Below are 17,732 nucleotides of genomic sequence, written 5' to 3' on the forward strand. Positions count from 1 at the left end.
CGGATCCTGTCGGTCGTCAGAGGCAGTGCCGGGTTGCCACCTCGGCCAGCCGCTCCAGCGCCTGACGCAGCGCCGGGGCTTGATCACCCAGCGCATCGATCAGCGCCTGGTCATGCGCCTGCACCTGCCGCTCCAGCGTGGTCAGCATGCGCCGGCCCTGCGCGGTGAGGTGCAGGCCCCAGCGACGGGCGTCGTTCTCGTCGTCGCGGCGTTCGACCCAGCCGCGATCGGTCAACCAGTCGGTCAGCCGCAGGGCGCCGCTGCGATGCAGGCCCATCGCCTCGGCAAGCACGCCCTGACGCATGCCCGGATTGCGCCCCACCAGCACCAGCGCCGCAAACCGCTGCGGGCTCACCTGGGCTTTGGCCGTGGCGCGGTGGAAGTCCAGATACAGCGCATTCTGGGCACGGCGCAGCGCGTAACCGAGCAGGTGGTCGAGCACGCCGTAATCCAGGCCCGGCACCCGCACCAGCGGTGCCTCTGGCGCGGAGGGCAGGTCGGGCGCAAGGTCGGCATGTCCGTTCGAAGCCGCAGTGCGGCGCGCAGGGGCAGTCGTGTCGGCGGCATCCATGGACTCAGCTTAGATACTGTTGCGCACTGCAACTATCTCGCTTACCCTCATCCGCAAAGAACGATGGAGACACGCATGGACATCCTGATTGCCGGCGGCGGCATCGGTGGCCTGACGGCAGCCCTGGCGCTGCAGCGGGACGGTCACCGGGTGCAGGTCTGTGAATCCGCGGCCCAGCTCAAACCGCTGGGGGTGGGCATCAATCTGCTGCCCCATGCGGTGGCGGTGCTCGACAGCCTGGGCCTCCTGCCGGCGTTGCAGGCCATGGCGGTGCCGACCGCGGCGCTGGTCTTTGCCAACCGCCATGGGCAGACGCTCTACCGCGATGCCCGTGGCCTGGACGGCGGCTACAGCCATCCGCAGTTCAGCATCCATCGTGGCGACTTCCAGATGATGCTCTGGCGCACCGCGCAGGAGCGGCTCGGGGCCGATGCCCTGCACGCCGGCGAGCGGGTGGTGGGCGCCCGCCAGGAGGCGGACGCGGTCATCGCCGAGATCGAACACAGCGACGGCCGGCGCAGCGAACGGCGCGCCGACCTGCTCATTGGCGCCGATGGCATCCATTCCGCGCTGCGCCGCCAGTTCCATCCGCAGGAAGGCCCTCCGCGCTGGAACGGGATGATGATGTGGCGCGGCACCACCCTCGCCCGCCCCTTCCTCGACGGGCGGACCATGGTGCAGGCCGGCCATCGGCGCGCGAAATTCGTGGTGTATCCGATCGCGCCGCCGCGCGCCGACGGCCTGCAGCTGATCAACTGGATCTGCGACATCCGCCTGCGCGAGGACGGCCTGGGCGGCGGCCTGACGGCGCCGGGTCGCGAAGACTGGAACCGGCCGGGCCGGGTGAGCGACCTGCTGCCGACCTTCGGTCACTGGCGCTTTGACTGGCTGGATGTGCCCGGCGTGATCCAGGGCGCCCAGCAACTGCTGGAATGGCCGATGGTGGACCGCGACCCGCTGCCGCGCTGGCGGCAGGGTCGGATCACCTTGCTGGGCGATGCCGCCCATCCCATGTACCCCATCGGCTCCAATGGCGCGACGCAGGCCATCATGGATGCGCAGGCGATTGCGCAGGCGCTGCGGGATCACGGCACCTCGGACAGTGCCCGCCTGGAAGCGGCCCTCGCGGCCTACGAAGACGAACGTCGCCCCCTGTGTGCCCGCATCGTGGAGATGAACCGCCAGGAAGGTCTGGACTACATCCTGGACATGGTCGAGGAACGCGCGCCGGACGGCTTCGAGCGGCTGGAAGATGTCATCGATCCGGCGGAGATCGACACCTTCGTGCGCCGCTACAAAGCGGCCGCCGGGCACCGCCAGCAGCCGGGGCCGGACGCGCAGGTCCGCTAAGGGCGACGGACCTGGGACGGGGTGGGGGTGCCCGCGCTCAGCGTCCCTGCAAGCCCATCTGCCGCGCGTGATGGATCAGATGGTCATCGATGACGCTGGCGATGAAGTAGTAGCCATGGTCGTAGCCATCATGGCGGCGCAGGAACAGGTCCTGACCGATGGTGGCGCAGGCCGACTCCAGCGCTTCGGGATACAGCTGCTCCACCAGGAACTTGTCCGCCAGCCCCTGGTCCACCAGGATGCCGCCCGGATACGGCACCCGGGGCTGGGCCGCCATCAAGGCACTGGCGTCATGGGCCGGCCAGGCATCGCGGTCGGCGCCCAGATAACCGGTGAAGGCCTTGACCCCCCACGGGCAGCGGCTGGGGGCGGCGATCGGCGCGATGGCCGACAGCGACACAAAGGCGCCTGGGTTGCGCAGCGCCAGCGTCAGTGCGCCATGCCCACCCATGGAATGGCCGCTGATGCCGGTGCGGGCCGCGTCCAGGCCCAGTTCGGCCTGCACCTGGGGAATCAGCTCCTTCATCAGGTAGCTGTCCATGCGGAAGTGCCGGTCCCAGGGGGCCTGGGTCGCATCCAGATAAAAGCCGGCGCCGATGCCGAAGTCCCACGACTCGGTCGCCCCCGGCAACGCACTGACGGCCTCGCCGCGCGGGCTGGTGTCCGGCATCAGCAGCGCCAGCCCAAGCTCGGCCGCACGCCGCTGGGCGCCGGCCTTCATGGTGAAGGTTTCCTCGGTGCAGGTCAGGCCCGCCAGGAACACCAGCAGGCCCTTGGCACCACCCGGCGGCACATACAGCGCAAAGCGCATCGGCAGGCCGATCTGCTGCGAGGCATGGCGGTAGAAGCGCTGCACGCCGCCGAAGCTGCCGTGTTCGCTGATCAGTTCAAAGTTCATGAGGGGTCTCCGGTCTTCAGGCCTTCGCCCGTTCGGCCACACCGCGCTCCAGGGCGTCGATGAAGGTGGCGGCGACGTCAAAGCCGGTCTGCTCCATGATTTCCTGGAAGCAGGTCGGGCTGGTCACGTTGATCTCGGTCATCTTGTCCCCGATCACGTCCAGGCCCACCAGCAGCAGGCCGCGCTGGGCCAGGATGGGCGCCAGGGCCTCGGCGATGCGGCGGTCTGCGTCACTGAGCGGCTGGGCCACGCCCTTGCCGCCCGCGGCCAGATTGCCACGCACCTCGCTACCTTGCGGAATGCGGGCCAGGCAGTAGGGGACCGGCACGCCGCCGATCAGCAGGATGCGCTTGTCGCCCTGCGCGATCTCGGGCACGAAGCGCTGCACCATCACCGTCTCGGCGCCCTGCTTGTTGAGCGTCTCGATGATGCTGCCCAGGTTCAGGCCGTCCGCCTTGACGCGGAAGATGCCCATGCCGCCCATGCCGTCCAGCGGCTTGAGGATGATGTCCTGATGCTCCGCATGGAAGGCGCGGATGGCGGCATCCGAGCGGGTGACCAGCGTCGGCGAGATGAATTGCGAGAACTCGAGGATGGCGAGTTTTTCCGGATGGTCACGCAGCGCGGAAGGCTTGTTGAAGACCTTGGCCCCTTCGCGCTCGGCCTGCTCCAGCAGGTGGGTGGCGTAGAAGAATTCGGAATCGAAGGGCGGGTCCTTGCGCATCAGCACCGCATCCACATCGGCCAGGGCCAGGGCGCGACGCTCTTCGATGCTGTGCCAGACGGCCAGCTTGGTGCCGGCCTGGCTGGCCACGGCCTCGGGGGTCAGCACCAGGCGGCGTGCCTCCCGCGCGGTGACCCGGCCGCCGCTCACCCACATCAGCTCCGGCACCTCGCAGGCCCAGACCTCATGCCCGCGACGGGCCGCCTCGCGCATCATCGCGAAGGTGGAGTCCTTGTAGCTGTTGAAGGTGGACAGCGGGTCGGCGACAAACAGGATCTTCATGAAAGGCTTCCGGAAAAAATCAGCGTTGCCTGAAGTGTTGCACCATCAGAGAAACCGCGCCGGCCACCACCCCCCAGAAGGCCGAGCCGATGCCCATCAGGCTGAGCCCGGAAAGGGTGACCAGGAAGGTGAGGATGGCCGCATCCTGATGCTTTTCTTCCTTCAGCGCGGCGGACAGGCCTCCGGCGATGGTGCCCAGCAGGGCCAGGCCGGCCACGGCCGCCACCAGCGCTTTCGGGAAGGCCTGCAGCAGGCCCACCACTGCGCCCCCCGCCAGGCCGATCAGGAGATAGAACACCCCCGCCATCACCGAGGCCATGTAGCGGCGCGCCGGATCCTCGTGCGCTTCGCGCCCCATGCAGATGGCGGCGGTGATGGCCGCCAGGTTGAAGGCATATCCGCCGAAGGGAGCTAGCAAGACAGTGGCCAGGCCCGTGGCCGTGATGCTGGCCGACACCGGCGTCTGGTAACCGGAGGCCCGCTGCGCGGCGACGCCGGGCAGATTCTGCGAGGCCATGGTGACCAGGAACAGCGGCAGGGCCACACCAATCAGCGTCGTCAGGCTAAAGCGGGGCGTGGTCCAGACCGGCGCGGCCCAGTCCCAGCGGATGACGCCCAGCTGCAGTTGCCCTTGCAGCCCGGCCACCGCGATGCCGGCCAGCAGCACCGACGGCGTGGCATACCGGGGCCACCAGCGGCGCCCCGCGAGATAGGTCAGCAGCATGGCCACGACCAGCAGCGGCGCGGTGGGCGTGGCGCGCACCGCATCCAGCCCGAAGCGGGCCAGCACCCCGGCCAGCAGCGCCGAGGCGATGGCCATCGGAATCCGGTCCATGATGCGCTCGAAGGCGCGGGTGATGCCGGACAGCACGATCAGGCCGCCGCAGACGATGAAAGCCCCGATCGCCTCGGCCATCGGCACGCCGGAGGTCGCCGCGAGCAGCGCAGCGCCGGGCGTGGACCAGGCAGTGAGCACCGGCTGACGGGTCCACAGCGACAGACCGAGGCTGGTCAGCCCCATGCCCATGCCCAGCGCCCACATCCAGGAGGTGGTCTGGGCGGGCGTGGCCCCGAGTTGCTGGGTGGCCTGGAAAATGATGGCCACCGAGCTGGTGAAACCCACCAGCACGGCCACGAATCCGGCGACGGTGGCGGAGAGGGACAGGTCTTTCAGGGCGCGCTGCATGGTGGCGCAAGCATACCCATGCCTGGGCCGCGCTTCAGATCACCCCGCACGCCTCAGATTTCGACCTTGGAGCCGAGCTCCACGATGCGGTTGGTGGGCAGGTGCAGGAAGTCTGCCGCGGCGGCCGCATTGCGGTGCATGCTCGCGAACAGCTTTTCCCGCCACAGCGCCATGCCGGAGCCGATGGTCGGAATGACGATGTCCCGCGACAGGAAGTAGCTGGTCTCCATCTCGTCCAGATGCACCCCGTGCTCCTCCAGCAGGCGCAGCGCTTCCGGCACGTCCGGCTCGTTCTTGAAGCCGAAGTGCAGCGTCACCTGCCAGCAGTCGTTCTCCAGGCTCTCCACTTCCACCCGCTTCTCGAAACCGATCCACGGGACTTCATGGTGGCGCACGCTCACGAACAGGTTTTGCTCATGCAACACCTTGTTGTGCTTGAGGTTGTGCAGCAGCGCATTGGGCGTGGTGCCCTGCTCGGCGGAGAGGAACACCGCCGTGCCCACCACCCGCGTCGGCGGATTGATGAAGACGGCTTCCAGGAAGCTGCGCAGGTCGATGGCGTCCTCCCGCAGCTTGTCCGACAGCAGGCGGCGGCCCTGCTTCCAGGTCAGCATCAGGGTGAACATGCCCACACCGATCATCAGCGGGAACCAGCCGCCGTGCGCGACCTTCAGCAGGTTGGAGGCCAGGAAGGTGGCGTCGATGACAAAGAACACGCCGGTGGCGGCAATGCACAGCGCCAGCGGATAGCCCCAGCCAAAGCGGATGACGAAGAAGGTCATCACCGTGGTGATGGTCATGTCGATGGTCACCGCCACGCCATAGGCGCCGGCCAGCTTGCTGGACGAGCCGAAGAAGGCCACGGCCACCACGACGAAGGCGAACAAGCCCCAGTTCACAAAGGGCACGTAGATCTGACCAATGTCCCGCACCGACGTGTGCAGGATGCGCATGCGCGGCAGCAGGCCCAGTTGCACCGCCTGCTTGGTGACCGAGAAGGCCGCGGTGATCAGCGCCTGCGAGGCCACGATGGCCGCCAGCGTCGCCAAGGCGAACAGCGGGATCTCGGCCCAGGACGGGGCGATGAGATAAAACGGGTTCTTGATGGCTTCCGGCCGGTCCAGCAGCAGCGCGCCCTGGCCGAAATAGTTCAGCACCAGGGCCGGCATCACGAAGCCATACCAGGCGATGCGGATGGGCTTCTTGCCGAAGTGCCCCAGGTCGGCATACAGCGCTTCACCGCCGGTCACCACCAGCACCACCGCGCCCAAGGCCACGAAGGCGATCCACCCGTAGTCCAGGCAGAACTGCACCGCATACAGCGGATTGATGGCCGACAGCACATGCGGGTTGTTCCAGATCTGCGGCACGCCCAGGGCCGCCAGCGTGGTGAACCACACCAGCATCACCGGACCAAAGGCCTTGCCCACGCCGCTGGTGCCAAAGCGCTGCACCGAGAACAGCCCGGCCAGCACGATCAGCGTGACCGGGACGATGGCGTTGTCGTATTGCGGGAAGTAGACGTCGATGCCCTCCACCGCGCCCAGCACCGTCATGGCGGGGGTGATGACCGCATCCCCGAAGAAGATGGCCGTGCCGAACAGGCCGACCAGCATCAGGCTTCGTCTCAGCTGGGGCTTGTGCCGCACTGCGGTGGTGGCCAGGGCCAGCATCGCGATCAGGCCGCCTTCACCGTTGTTGTCGGCCCGAAGGATCAGCAACACGTACTTGAGGGAGACGATGATGGTCATCGTCCAGAACAGCAGGGACAGGACGCCCAGGATGTTGTCATGCGTCAGCGGCACGTGGCCGCCATGAAACACTTCCTTCAGGGCATACAGGGGGCTGGTGCCGATGTCCCCGTACACAACACCCAATGCGCCGATGGTCAGGCCCGCGAGGGCGGACGGCGAGCGGGCCGCTTGGTGTGAACTCACAGAGTCGCTCGCGACCGGGTTGAAGGGTCGCGAAAAGTCGAAAGTGCGTATTGTGTGCTTCTATTTGTGCAGCGCAACACCCCCACCCTTGTGACGTCTCCTGGCTTGCGTCGGGGCAAGAGAAGTGAGACAGAGTTGACGTGGGCGGTTGGCGGATCACATCCTGTAAACCCTGGGCCGCGCTTTGCAGGTACGCTTGCGCACCTTCCCTGACCGCCCATGATCGACCAGCCCCCATCGCCCGAGGCCGCCGAGCAGTTCATCGTGCGCCGCATGAGCCTGCGGCATGCGCGCGTGCTGATCGCCCTGCATGACACCGGCAATGCCAGCCATGCGGCCGAAGTGCTGCATGTCACCCAGCCGGCGGTCAGCAAGACGCTGGCCGAGCTCGAACAGGGCCTGGGCCAGATGCTGTTCCTGCGCAAGGGTCGGCACATGTACATCACCCCGGTGGGCCGGCGACTGCTGACGTTGGCGCGCAAGATCGAGGCCGACCTGCACCGCGCCGCCGGCGAGGTGGCGTCGATGGTGCGCGGGGCCACCGGCGAGCTGCGCGTGGGCGCCACCAATGCCGCCCTGGCCCGCCTGCTGCCGCGGGCGGTGGCGGCGCTCAAGCGTGAATCCCCGCAGGTCACGGTAAGCGTGCGCACGCATGCGCTTCGCTCGCTGTTCGAAGACCTGCTGGCCGGACAGCTGGACCTGGTCATCGCCCGGGTCATGCCGCAGGACGAACCGCTGGGCCTGCAACGCATGGCCCTGTTGCAACAGCCCGAGCGGCTGGCCATCAGCGCCCAGCATCCGCTGGCCGACGCCGGCCTGCTGAGCTGGGAAACGCTCAGCCGCCAACGCTGGATCTGGCACATGCCGGGCACCCGGACCCGCATGCTGGTGGATCGGCTCTGGCAGGCCAAGGGGCTGCCGCTGCCCAGTGACCTGATCGAGAACGGCGACCTGATGCTGTCGCTGAACATGATGCGCGAGATGCCGCTGCTGGCGGTGATGCCGCACGACGTGGCGGTGGATGCGCAGGGCAAGGGCATCGTACGGCTGCTGCCCCATGACGTGGACCTGGGCCTGGGGGCCCTGTCGGTCTGGCACCTGCCCGACAGCCACAGCGAACTGCTGGACCGTTTCAAGCTGCTGCTGCTGGAGGCGGCGGCCGAGGTCCAGGTGCCGGGCACCCCGGCCGCTGCCACCGTCTGAACCCTGCACCCGGGCAGACAGGACTGAGCGCCACGGGGTCGTCCCGTGGGTTCCTGAAGTGTCTGCGCGTCATGCATCGTGTTCCTCCTGCGTCCTGGTCGTCCCCCGGGGCGTCCTCCGCGGCGTCCTCCTCCTCTTCGTCATCGTCCCGCCCGGATCCTTCCGGCCCTGGTGGGCCCGGGCCCTCATCCGCGTCGCTGCCAACCGGCCCCTCCCCGCAGCTTCCGGAGGCGGACTGGTCGCGGCAGCATGCCGAAGTGGCCGAGGCCATCCTGCGGGTGGCGCGGTCTTCTGCGGACGCCCCGATCCACGCGCCCCTGTTCAAGCTCGACCCCGGCACGCCTCCTGGGCAGCCGTCAGGCCCGAGGGCGCCAGCCGGCTCGGGGGGACGGGGACTGCCGGTGCTGCAGCGCACCTTGTCGATGACCCCCACCTTGTCGGCCGAGGACGCTCGTCGTGCCGGTGGTGCCAGTGCAGCGACCGGCCCGGCGCTGCTGCTGATCAAATGCCCGGAGGGGTCAGGCCCTCGAATCACCGAACTCATGCGACTGTTCAAAGCGCATGACGTGCGGCACATGATCACGCTGGGAACGATGCCGCGCGGGATCCTCCCGAGGTCTACGCTGTTTGCCAATGGCATCGCGATGCAGGACGACAGGGGCCACTCATGGCTCGCGACGTCCACGGCCGAGCGGCCTTTCACGGCGGGGCAGGCCAGCACCCTTACTTTTGTCGACTCAACACGGCCCCCCGCAGGCACTGCGGCAGGCACTCCGGCAACCACTCCCGCAGTCCCTGCGGAACAGACACGACCCGCCCCCCTGACGGTGCAGCGACTCAGCGTGTCGCTCCTGACGCCGGAACTGCTGGAGCCTTCTGCGCTGGTGACCATCATCCAATGGCTGCGCACGTACACCAAGCCCGGGGACCGCATCGCCGTGCTGGCGGCGGAGCCCAGAGACTCGCGGCGTGATCTGCCAGACGACCCCGCCCTGATGCTGATGGGCGGCCAACTGGCGATGATGCTGGCCCTGCAGCAGACGCCGGCCTTGAGCGCAGAACTGCGACAGATGCATCACAGCCTGTCATCGGAATCCACTCAGCGGACGGCGCTGCTCACGGTGGCCGCCATCGACTTGAACCGGCTGAATCCGGCGCTGCTGGGCACGACCTTGCATCTCAGTGCGGTGCTGGAGGCCCAGCAAGCCTGGGCCGAGCTGAACGCCCGTGCGGCAGCCCCACCGGCCGGCGGACCGTTCTGGATGATCCCTGGCCGGACCGTTCAGGGCTTGGGCTCGGCGGGGCCCACGGCGCGATGACCCTCGGTCGGCACCCAGCCATCGCCATCGAGGGGGCGGCGCGGCCACATCCACAGACGTCTGAAACCTGGCTGGGTGCAAACATGACTGAGGGCGCACGGGGTTGTCCCGTGGGCTCCTGAAGTGTCTGCTGATCATGCACAGTTATCTCTTGTTCAACCCGTCGAGTTCGGCGGACATTCATGGTCCCGTGGGCACCGATCCCTCCTCGGTGTCATCACCCCCGGCGGCTGACGCCGCGGCACCGACACCCGTCGAGCCGCGCTGGGTCACCGAGCATCTCACTGCGGCGCGCTATGTCAGGAAGCACGCGACAAACAGTGACATCGTCCCCTCCACCCCGCCCGTGTTCGAGGTGGTCACCCTCCCCCAGGAGACACCCGCCGAGAAGGAAGCGTCGGGGCCTCAGAAGCCACAGTGGCACCCGAATCTCCCGGTGGTGCGGCACACGCTGTCGCTGGCACCGATTCACACCCATGCTGGCCTGAAGGCGACCAGCCCGCGACTCCTGCTGATTCCCTTGTCGCCGCAGTCCGGCTCTTCCCTGTCGGCGCTGCTGGAGTCGATCCTGCCGGAAAGGGTGCGTCATCTCATCACGCTGGGCCCCATGCCCGAGTCGTACAGCGCGGAGTTCCAGCCCGTTCGCTTCACCGACTATCGCACCTGGAATCGACCCGTGCCGCTGACCGTCACGTCTCGGTCCGACGAACACCTGGGGGCGGGCAGAGTCAGCACCATCACCGTGACGCCAGAGCCTGCGAGCTATGCGACGGCGCAATCGTCGAAGGCGGAGATCTCCGCTGACGTCCAGGGCGCGCCCTCCCAGGCATTCGGAGGGGTCCTCATCGAGGAACCGACGACGAAGGTCATCAGACATCTCCATGTGGACGTCTCCACCCCGGGGTTGCTGGACCCGTCAGCCCTTCGCACCGCGAGCCAGTGGCTCGGCGCCACCGTCGCTGACGGCGGCAGTGTGGCGGTTGTGGCGATGGAAACCCCGGGACATCAAAGTGCCGACGGAGAGGACCTGAATCTGATGACGATGGGCGGTCAGTTGGCCCTGGGCATGGCGGTGCGCAAGAACGCCGCGAAGTGGCGAAAGGACCACCCTCAGGTCACGGAGAACCACCATCCGGCCGCCACCATGCTGGGCAGTTTCGCCAGGGAGCTGCACGCGCTGCATCCGGAGCTGCTGGGCCATGTCGACCACCTCTGTGCCCAGCTCGAGATTGATTGCAGTCGGCGCGATGCGGGGCCCAGCGCCAGCGGGCGTTCCCCCCACCAGGTTTTCCCAAGCACCCTGAGCGCCCTGCGGCGCGGCGCCGTGGCGATGCCAGATACCCAGGGAATCCGTCTTTCGTCCTGGCGGCCGTTGAAGGATGGGGACCCGCTGGCGCACCAGGTGCAGGCGCAGACCCAGACGTCAGCGATGGAAGACGCTCAGGAGGAGACCAAGGAAGAGGACACCGCGTCGATCGCGTCCACGTCCACGTTCGACCCCGAGGGGTCGACAGGATGGAGTTCCGGGACGAGCGACGCCGGGACAATGTTCGAGGCGGAGTTCGGCAACCGCTCCCGCACCTACTCCACCGGGTCCACCGACTCCGACGACTCCACCGGGTCCACCTCGACGACCGGATCCCTCAGCACTCAGGCGTAGTCTTCCGCTTCCGGATCGGTCGCTTCCAGCTCGTAGCTGGCCGCCAGCATGGCCAGGCGGCCGATCACCCCATACATGTAGAACCGGTTGGGGGCACTGGCGCCGGGCTTCTCACCCGGGGCCGGCAGATGCGACGAATGGGCAAAGGCCAGCGGCACATAGCTGGAGCCCGGGGCATTGAGGTTCTCGTCTTCACCGCGGTCGGCATGCACGCGGTAGAAGCCGCCCACCACATAGCGGTCCATCATGTAGACCACCGGTTCGGCCACGGCATCATGCATGCGTTCGTGGGTGACGACGCCTTCCTGCACCAACACCTGGGAGACCACCTGGCCGTCCTTGATGACGCCCATCTTGTTGCGGGCACGGCGGCCCAGCTCGTCCAGGTCCTTGGCATCGCGCACGGTCATGATGCCCATGCCGTAGGTGCCCGAGTCCGGCTTGACCACCACGAAGGGCTTTTCCTGGATGCCGTATTCCTTGTACTTGCGGCGCGTCTTGGTGAGCACGTTGTCCACCTGCGCCTGCAGCGCATCCAGGCCCTGGCCGGTGCTGAAGTCCAGGTCGCCCACGGCCACGGACTGCGGATAGATCAGCCACGGGTCCATGCCCAGCAGCTTGGCAAACTTCTTGGCCACTTCCTCGTAGGCCCGGAAATGCTGGCTCTTGCGGCGCAGCGCCCAGCCGGCATGCAGCGGGGGCAGCAGGTACTGCTCATGCAGATGGGTCAGCACATCCGGGATGCCGGCTGACAGATCGTTGTTGAGCAGGATGGTGCAGGGGTCGAAGTCCTTCAGGCCCAGTCGCGAGCGCTGGCGGATCAGCGGCTCCAGCGTGAGGCTGGTGCCATCGGGCAGCGGCAGTGCGGTCGGTTCCTTGATGCTGTCGTCCAGCGTCCCCAGCCGCACATTCAGGCCGGCCATGCTGAAGATGCGGATCAGCGTCTGGACATTGGTCAGGTAGAAGCTGTTGCGGGTGTGCTTCTCCGGAATGAGGAGCAGGTTCTTCGCTTCCGGGCAGATCTTCTCGATGGCGGCCATGGCCGCCTGCACCGCCAGCGGCAGCATCTCCGGCGTGAGGTTGTTGAACCCGCCGGGGAAGAGGTTGGTGTCCACCGGCGCGAGCTTGAAGCCGGCGTTGCGCAGGTCCACCGAGCTGTAGAACGGCGGCGTGTGTTCCATCCACTCCAGTCGGAACCAGCGCTCGATGGCCGGCATGGACTCGAGCACGCGCTGTTCCAGCTCGTTGATGGGACCGGTCAGGGCGGTGATGAGGTGAGGAACCATGATGGGCGAGGCGCTGGGCAGCCGGTGGTAGGAGGGATTCTAGGGAAGCTTTGCGTCCGTTCCGGCGCCAGTTCCGGGGGGCATTGAGCAATCCTGGGTGGTGGCACGTGGGGTCGATCTCCGCAAAGGCAAGGGGCGAGCCCGTGCACGCACCAAGCCCGGGGGGCAGAGTGGGGCGCCAATCGCCCCTCGCCCGGCCAAGCCCGGCCAACCCCGGCGCACTTTGTGAGCAACACACTCAGATCCGCTTCAAACCCGGGGCATCCGTACCCACAAAAAACAGCCGCCCCGGAGGGCGGCTGGAAGTCGAGCGCGGCGGTCACCCGCAGGCTCAACCGTTCATTGCAGGAACTCTCTTCTCGATGAACCTGGGATCACTTGTCGATCACGTGCGAATCACTTGTGATAGGCGGTCTCGCCGTGGGAGGTGATGTCCAGACCTTCGCGTTCGTCTTCTTCAGACACCCGCAGGCCGATCACCAGGTCCACCAGCTTGAAGGCGATCACCGACACCACACCCGACCAGACGATGGTCAGGCCCACGGCCTTGGCCTGCGTCAGCACCTGCGCGCCGATGGAGTAGGCATCGCCCGTGATCATGGAGGCGGTCACCCAGTCGCCCACGGCGCTGGGGCCACCGAGGTTGGGCGAGTTGAAGACACCGGTCAGCAGCGCGCCGACGATACCGCCCACGCCGTGCACGCCGAACACATCCAGCGAGTCATCCGCACCCAGCAGCTTCTTCAGGCCGGACACGCCCCACAGGCAGACGAAGCCGGCGATGAAACCGATGATCAGCGCACCGCCCACACCGACGTTGCCGGCAGCCGGCGTGATGGCCACCAGGCCGGCCACGGCACCGGAGGCAGCGCCCAGCATCGACGCCTTGCCCTTGAACATCGCTTCACCCAGGCACCAGGCCAGCACGGCGGCAGCCGTGGCCACCAGCGTGTTGATGAAGGCCAGGGCGGCAAAGCCGTTGGCTTCCAGGGCGGAGCCAGCATTGAAACCGAACCAGCCCACCCACAGGAGCGAGGCGCCCACCATGGTCAGCGTCAGGCTGTGCGGCGTGAAGGCTTCCTTGCCGTAGCCGATGCGCTTGCCCACCATGTAGGCACCCACCAGGCCCGCAACCGCGGCGTTGATGTGCACGACGGTACCGCCGGCGAAGTCCAGGGCGCCCATCTGCCAGAGCAGGCCGGCCTTGCTGTTCATCTCGTCCACGACGGCGGCGGAGGTGTAGGCATCCGGGCCCATCCAGAACCAGACCATGTGGGCAATCGGTGTATAGCTGAAGGTGAACCACAGCACCATGAAGGCCAGCACGGCGCTGAACTTGATGCGTTCAGCGAAGGCACCCACGATCAGGCAGCAGGTGATGCCGGCGAAGGTGGCCTGGAAGGCGGCGAACACGATTTCCGGAATGACCACGCCCTTGCTGAAGGTGGCGGCATTGGCGAAGGTGCCTGCAGCGTTGTCCCAGATGCCCTTCATGAAGAGCCGGTCGAAGCCGCCGACGAACTTGTTGCCCTCGGTGAAGGCCAGGCTGTAGCCATACAGGGTCCACAGCACGACGATCAGCGAGAAGGTCACCATGACCTGCATCAGCACCGACAGCATGTTTTTGCTGCGCACCAGGCCGCCGTAGAACAGGGCCAGGCCGGGGACCGTCATCAGGATCACCAGCAGGGTGGACACCATCATCCAGGTGGTGTCGCCCTTGTTGGGCACCGGGGCCGGCGTGGCCGCGGCGGAGGCAGCATCGGCCGGGGCCGAGGCGGCGGGCGCTGCAGGTGCGGCCACCGGGGCCGCAGCAGGCGCGGAGGCTTCCGCCGAGGCGGCGGCCACCGGCGCGGAAGCGGCGTCCTGCGCCATGGCCGCGGGGGCCAGGCTGGTGAGGGCTGCCGTGGCCAGGGCCAGGCAGGCAAGCAGTTTCTTCATGTCGGACTCTCTCAATGTGGAGGTTCTCTGGGCGGCGCCTTCAGCGTCGTCCTGGGACGTGAGGGGAACGTGAGGGGATGCTTACAGGGCGTCCTGCCCGGTCTCGCCGGTGCGGATGCGGATGACCTGGTCCAGCGGCGACACAAAGATCTTGCCGTCGCCGATCTTGCCGGTGCGGGCGGCGTTTTCGATCGCCTCGATGACCTGCTCGACCACGGCTTCGGCGACCGCTGCTTCGATCTTCACCTTGGGCAGGAAATCGACCACGTATTCGGCACCGCGGTACAGCTCGGTGTGGCCCTTCTGGCGGCCAAAGCCCTTGACTTCGGTCACGGTCAATCCCTGCACGCCAATGGCGCTGAGGGCTTCCCGCACTTCATCGAGCTTGAAGGGCTTGATGACGGCAGTAATCAGTTTCATGAACTCTCTCCTCGAAATCAGCGCTGGCGGTGTCAGAACACCTTCTTGACGGAGACCACCAGGCCGTTCTTGCCCAGGTCCTTGCCCTTGCCGCCGATGTAGGCATCGGTGCTGGTCGCCACGAAGGCGGCGCCCCAGGTGAAGCCTTGCCAGTCCTTGTTCACCGTCAGCGAGTAGTCGGTGTAGGAGAACTCGCCGCTGTTCTTAACCTTCTGGTGGCCCACATGCGGCGTCATGGTGAAGCCGCTGCCCACGTCGAAGGTGGCGCTCAGGTCCAGATAGCCGCTTTGCTTGGAGTCCGCGAAGCCGAAGAGGTTGGACACCGAGTGGGAATACTTCAGGGTGGCCGGGCCGACGGTGACGGCGCCATACAGCTCGTTGGTGTTGGCGCTGGTGGGCAGCTTGTTGCTGGGGTAGTTGTAGCGCAGGAAGCCGACGTCCACCGTCACGTCCTTGGCGACCTCGGTCTTGTAGCCCAGGTAGGTGTCGATTTCGACGTCGGCATCGCCGCCGCCGTCCTTGATCCACTTGATCGTCGAGGCCCAGGCGCCGATGTAGAAGCCGCTGGGATGGGCGTAGTCGATGCCGCCTTGAAGGGCCGGCTTCAGACGGGTCTGCGAAATGCCCCGGTAGCGATAGTCGGACGTGACACTCAGGTTGTAGGAGAGGTCATCGGCCCACGCTGGGGCGGCGGTGGCGGCCAGGGTGGCAACTGCGATGACGGCGAAAATGGGCTTCATGCGGGCTCCTGATACTTGTGGGGGTGGACGATCTCCGAATCCGCAGCAGGCTTTGCAGCTTTTGTGCCAGCCCCATTCCGGCTCATGACGCCACCGGCGGTTGCAAAACCTGCCCCGGGATGCGTCGCCGCGCACCAGCGCTGTGCGTTTTTGAGCTTGTGGTTAACCCTTGCGCCGCCCCAAGGGGGTGCTGATTGTGTCGGGCAGCACCGGTGGTGCGGCTCAGGTGGCCCCCGGAACCGTCAGGTGACCAACTGAAATGGGCCGAAGCGAGCCGCAAGAGCACAGCTTTGCGTAGTGACGGTCTCATGCTCGAACGGGTAAAGTCAGGCCCAACAACGCCACCACGCTATTCACGGTTGAGAGGCCGTGAAGTCCCATCCGGTTCAAGCACCGGTGCCGATGGGAGCGCACCAGGGTCGGCTATGTTTTCGCTCGGGCTGTCGTCAGGCGGTAGGAAAGCCTCGCACATGCGAGGTTTTTTTACGCCCCTGCAGACGGCGCCCCGATAACGTCAGTGCGGCTCAAACCGACCAAAGCGGGTCGCTTCGCCAGTCCGCCAGGCCCTGAGCTCTGAAGCCCACCGCCGCATTGATGTCAACGCGGGTCACGTGCCCTTCAAAGAACTTAAATAGCTTGCGGGGCCACGTCGAGGCGGCATCGATGCTCCTGATGAGCAGCACCATGACCACGATCAGCGTCCTGAGATCGGTACGCGAGCCGGTCATGAGTGAGGCCACGCTGGGGTCTTTGGGCGCTGAAGGAGGAAACGGAAAAGCTTTGTGAATGATCCGGCTGTGATGGGCGCATCGGTTGCGCAGGATGCTCAAGGAATGGAGCCAACTGCCCAAAATGGCGTGGTCGATACGCTTGCCGCTGGGAAACCTCCATGCGTCCGAAATCTGCTTCTGCTCCGAGGCCATCAGCGCGTCAAACAGGAAAGCCCAAGTCCTGAACGTTGAGCATTCCGCCACCATCCAGCCAGGTGGCATGCGAGTGGAAGGATGGGTGTACTTGGCGTAGTAGCGCTCAAGGAATGTGGGGCGGTCGTTGGATTTGCCTCTTGGCTGCTGCCGATCGAGATCGAAGTGCACCGAGTCGGCAAGCGCCTTCAAGTTGGGCGCATGCTGTCCGGGTTTGAAGGGCTTCGAGGACAGGGGCCAGTGCGGTCCGTGGGTGCGCGCGAGATGATCACAAGTGGACACTCGGATCGCTACCTCGATATGTCCAAGGGCTTCCATGCACAGTGTGCGCAGACCCGCATCGAAATCATGCAGGTCCACGATGTGGCTGATGGTTGCGCCAGCCTTGAACTGGTGGCGCAACGCACCCGCCGCGTGGACGAACGGAATCATGAATCCACTGAGCCGGAAATACCCGATGCGACGCAAGGCATGACGAGCCACCTCCAGGTCTCCCGGGGCCGCGAGAGGCAAACCTCTTTGGCCCATCAATTCGATGAGCCTTTGAGGGCTCAAGGCGGGCTTGGAGAACTTCATCATGGAACGCCTGAGGTGCGGTGCTGCAACTGCGATTCTGCGCATCGCTCACGACAGCACAATCACCTGGACCAGTCAGCCGATACATCAAAGCACACACCCAAGGTGGCGCCCCAAAGAAAAACGCCCGCCAAAAGGCGGGCGCTGGAATCAAGCCAGGCTTGATTACTTGTTCACGGCGTCCTTCAGGGCCTTGCCCGGCGTGAACTTGGCCACCTTGGCGGCCGGGATCTCCAGCGCTTCGCCAGTGGCGGGGTTCTTGCCGGTGCGCGCCGCACGGTCGCCCACCTTGAAAGTGCCGAAGCCGACCAGCGCGATGGTGTCGCCCTTGGCGAGCGCTTCCGTGATGGTCTCCAGAGTGGCGTCCAGCAGGGACGTGGCCACGACGCGGGTGACACCAGCCTTGGTGGCGATGCCTTCGATCAGTTCGCTTTTGTTCATCAGACTCTCAAAACAGACCCGGATCCGGGTGATCCGGGGGTCGCGATTATCGGGCCTGCGGCCCGGGCGGGGAAAAAGCGACTGTGTAGCACTTTCAGCCCGACATCGGGGCAGCTTCGGTCCGTCAACTGAAACAAAACGTCCCACAAAGCGGCGGCATGGCCTGTTAATGTCGCCCAACCCCCGTTTTTCAGCCGTTTTTCAGCCGGTTTGGGCCACGCTGCCACGATTTTGATCGCAGCTCGCACAGCATCAGCCGCTCAGCCGCTCAGCCG

15 protein-coding genes are annotated in these 17,732 nt (G+C 66.4%); 4 read left to right on the forward strand and 11 right to left on the reverse strand.

The features are described from left to right. Window positions 1–16: 16 nt before the first annotated feature. Window positions 17–571, reverse strand: a complete 555-nt coding sequence (locus tag DES44_RS17730) for a MarR family winged helix-turn-helix transcriptional regulator (protein ID WP_058933466.1) — start codon at window positions 569–571, stop codon at window positions 17–19. 75 nt (window positions 572–646) lie between these two features. Between DES44_RS17730 and DES44_RS17735 the strand changes: the two genes are divergently transcribed. After that, on the forward strand, window positions 647–1,921 hold the full coding sequence (locus DES44_RS17735; RefSeq protein ID WP_058933465.1) for a flavin-dependent oxidoreductase: 1,275 nt from the start codon (window positions 647–649) through the stop codon (window positions 1,919–1,921). Between the two features lie 37 nt (window positions 1,922–1,958). On the opposite strand, the gene fghA is transcribed toward DES44_RS17735, so the two are convergent. The 4 genes from fghA to DES44_RS17755 are packed head-to-tail and all read right to left on the reverse strand — an operon-like array spanning window position 1,959 to window position 6,948. Further along, entirely contained in the window at window positions 1,959–2,819 is an 861-nt protein-coding gene (fghA, locus tag DES44_RS17740; protein ID WP_058933464.1) for an S-formylglutathione hydrolase, read from the reverse strand. Window positions 2,820–2,835: 16 nt separating this feature from the next. Continuing rightward, the gene (gene gshB, locus DES44_RS17745) at window positions 2,836–3,825 is read right to left on the reverse strand and encodes a glutathione synthase (RefSeq protein WP_058933463.1); all 990 of its coding nucleotides are present in this window, start codon (window positions 3,823–3,825) and stop codon (window positions 2,836–2,838) included. A gap of 19 nt (window positions 3,826–3,844) precedes the next feature. Beyond that, window positions 3,845–5,011: a benzoate/H(+) symporter BenE family transporter gene (locus DES44_RS17750; RefSeq protein ID WP_058933462.1), complete on the reverse strand. Its 1,167-nt coding sequence runs from the start codon at window positions 5,009–5,011 to the stop codon at window positions 3,845–3,847. 53 nt (window positions 5,012–5,064) lie between these two features. After that, on the reverse strand, window positions 5,065–6,948 hold the full coding sequence (locus DES44_RS17755; protein WP_058933461.1) for a potassium transporter Kup: 1,884 nt from the start codon (window positions 6,946–6,948) through the stop codon (window positions 5,065–5,067). Between the two features lie 219 nt (window positions 6,949–7,167). Between DES44_RS17755 and DES44_RS17760 the strand changes: the two genes are divergently transcribed. From DES44_RS17760 to DES44_RS17770, 3 genes are all read left to right on the forward strand, one after another. Next, window positions 7,168–8,151: a LysR family transcriptional regulator gene (locus DES44_RS17760; protein WP_058933460.1), complete on the forward strand. Its 984-nt coding sequence runs from the start codon at window positions 7,168–7,170 to the stop codon at window positions 8,149–8,151. Between the two features lie 842 nt (window positions 8,152–8,993). Next, window positions 8,994–9,470 carry a hypothetical protein gene (locus tag DES44_RS17765; RefSeq protein ID WP_147307127.1) on the forward strand — a complete coding sequence of 159 codons (477 nt, stop codon included), beginning with the start codon at window positions 8,994–8,996 and terminating at the stop codon, window positions 9,468–9,470. A 136-nt stretch (window positions 9,471–9,606) separates the two neighbouring features. Beyond that, the gene (locus DES44_RS17770; protein ID WP_147307128.1) at window positions 9,607–11,130 is read left to right on the forward strand and encodes a hypothetical protein; all 1,524 of its coding nucleotides are present in this window, start codon (window positions 9,607–9,609) and stop codon (window positions 11,128–11,130) included. Here DES44_RS17770 and gshA read toward each other — a convergent pair. From gshA to DES44_RS17800, 6 genes are all read right to left on the reverse strand, one after another. Continuing rightward, window positions 11,121–12,416, reverse strand: coding sequence for a glutamate--cysteine ligase (gene gshA / locus DES44_RS17775; RefSeq protein ID WP_058933457.1), 1,296 nt, complete (start codon window positions 12,414–12,416; stop codon window positions 11,121–11,123). The two genes, DES44_RS17770 and gshA, sit on opposite strands and share 10 nt — an antisense overlap. 396 nt (window positions 12,417–12,812) lie before the next feature. Continuing rightward, window positions 12,813–14,357, reverse strand: a complete 1,545-nt coding sequence (gene amt / locus DES44_RS17780; RefSeq protein WP_058933456.1) for an ammonium transporter — start codon at window positions 14,355–14,357, stop codon at window positions 12,813–12,815. A gap of 81 nt (window positions 14,358–14,438) precedes the next feature. Then, window positions 14,439–14,777 carry a P-II family nitrogen regulator gene (gene glnK / locus DES44_RS17785; protein WP_058933455.1) on the reverse strand — a complete coding sequence of 113 codons (339 nt, stop codon included), beginning with the start codon at window positions 14,775–14,777 and terminating at the stop codon, window positions 14,439–14,441. A gap of 32 nt (window positions 14,778–14,809) precedes the next feature. Next, a complete protein-coding gene (locus DES44_RS17790; RefSeq protein ID WP_058933454.1) occupies window positions 14,810–15,517 on the reverse strand; it encodes a TorF family putative porin in 708 nt (235 codons plus the stop codon). A gap of 524 nt (window positions 15,518–16,041) precedes the next feature. Continuing rightward, window positions 16,042–17,019: an Abi family protein gene (locus DES44_RS17795; RefSeq protein WP_058933453.1), complete on the reverse strand. Its 978-nt coding sequence runs from the start codon at window positions 17,017–17,019 to the stop codon at window positions 16,042–16,044. Between the two features lie 162 nt (window positions 17,020–17,181). Beyond that, on the reverse strand, window positions 17,182–17,490 hold the full coding sequence (locus tag DES44_RS17800; protein WP_257720738.1) for an HU family DNA-binding protein: 309 nt from the start codon (window positions 17,488–17,490) through the stop codon (window positions 17,182–17,184). Window positions 17,491–17,732: the final 242 nt, after the last annotated feature.

Source organism: Roseateles depolymerans (assembly GCF_003387155.1).
In the GTDB taxonomy this organism is placed as follows: domain Bacteria; phylum Pseudomonadota; class Gammaproteobacteria; order Burkholderiales; family Burkholderiaceae_C; genus Roseateles; species Roseateles depolymerans.

What these genes read in the sequence shown, in the direction of transcription:
- glnK (WP_058933455.1), bottom strand. Translation starts at nt 14,777, where the DNA reads ATGAAACTGATTACTGCCGTCATCAAGCCCTTCAAGCTCGATGAAGTG.
- DES44_RS17760 (WP_058933460.1), top strand. Translation starts at nt 7,168, where the DNA reads ATGATCGACCAGCCCCCATCGCCCGAGGCCGCCGAGCAGTTCATCGTG.
- gshB (WP_058933463.1), bottom strand. Translation starts at nt 3,825, where the DNA reads ATGAAGATCCTGTTTGTCGCCGACCCGCTGTCCACCTTCAACAGCTAC.
- DES44_RS17750 (WP_058933462.1), bottom strand. Translation starts at nt 5,011, where the DNA reads ATGCAGCGCGCCCTGAAAGACCTGTCCCTCTCCGCCACCGTCGCCGGA.
- amt (WP_058933456.1), bottom strand. Translation starts at nt 14,357, where the DNA reads ATGAAGAAACTGCTTGCCTGCCTGGCCCTGGCCACGGCAGCCCTCACC.
- DES44_RS17730 (WP_058933466.1), bottom strand. Translation starts at nt 571, where the DNA reads ATGGATGCCGCCGACACGACTGCCCCTGCGCGCCGCACTGCGGCTTCG.
- DES44_RS17735 (WP_058933465.1), top strand. Translation starts at nt 647, where the DNA reads ATGGACATCCTGATTGCCGGCGGCGGCATCGGTGGCCTGACGGCAGCC.
- gshA (WP_058933457.1), bottom strand. Translation starts at nt 12,416, where the DNA reads ATGGTTCCTCACCTCATCACCGCCCTGACCGGTCCCATCAACGAGCTG.
- DES44_RS17790 (WP_058933454.1), bottom strand. Translation starts at nt 15,517, where the DNA reads ATGAAGCCCATTTTCGCCGTCATCGCAGTTGCCACCCTGGCCGCCACC.
- DES44_RS17770 (WP_147307128.1), top strand. Translation starts at nt 9,607, where the DNA reads ATGCACAGTTATCTCTTGTTCAACCCGTCGAGTTCGGCGGACATTCAT.
- fghA (WP_058933464.1), bottom strand. Translation starts at nt 2,819, where the DNA reads ATGAACTTTGAACTGATCAGCGAACACGGCAGCTTCGGCGGCGTGCAG.
- DES44_RS17795 (WP_058933453.1), bottom strand. Translation starts at nt 17,019, where the DNA reads ATGATGAAGTTCTCCAAGCCCGCCTTGAGCCCTCAAAGGCTCATCGAA.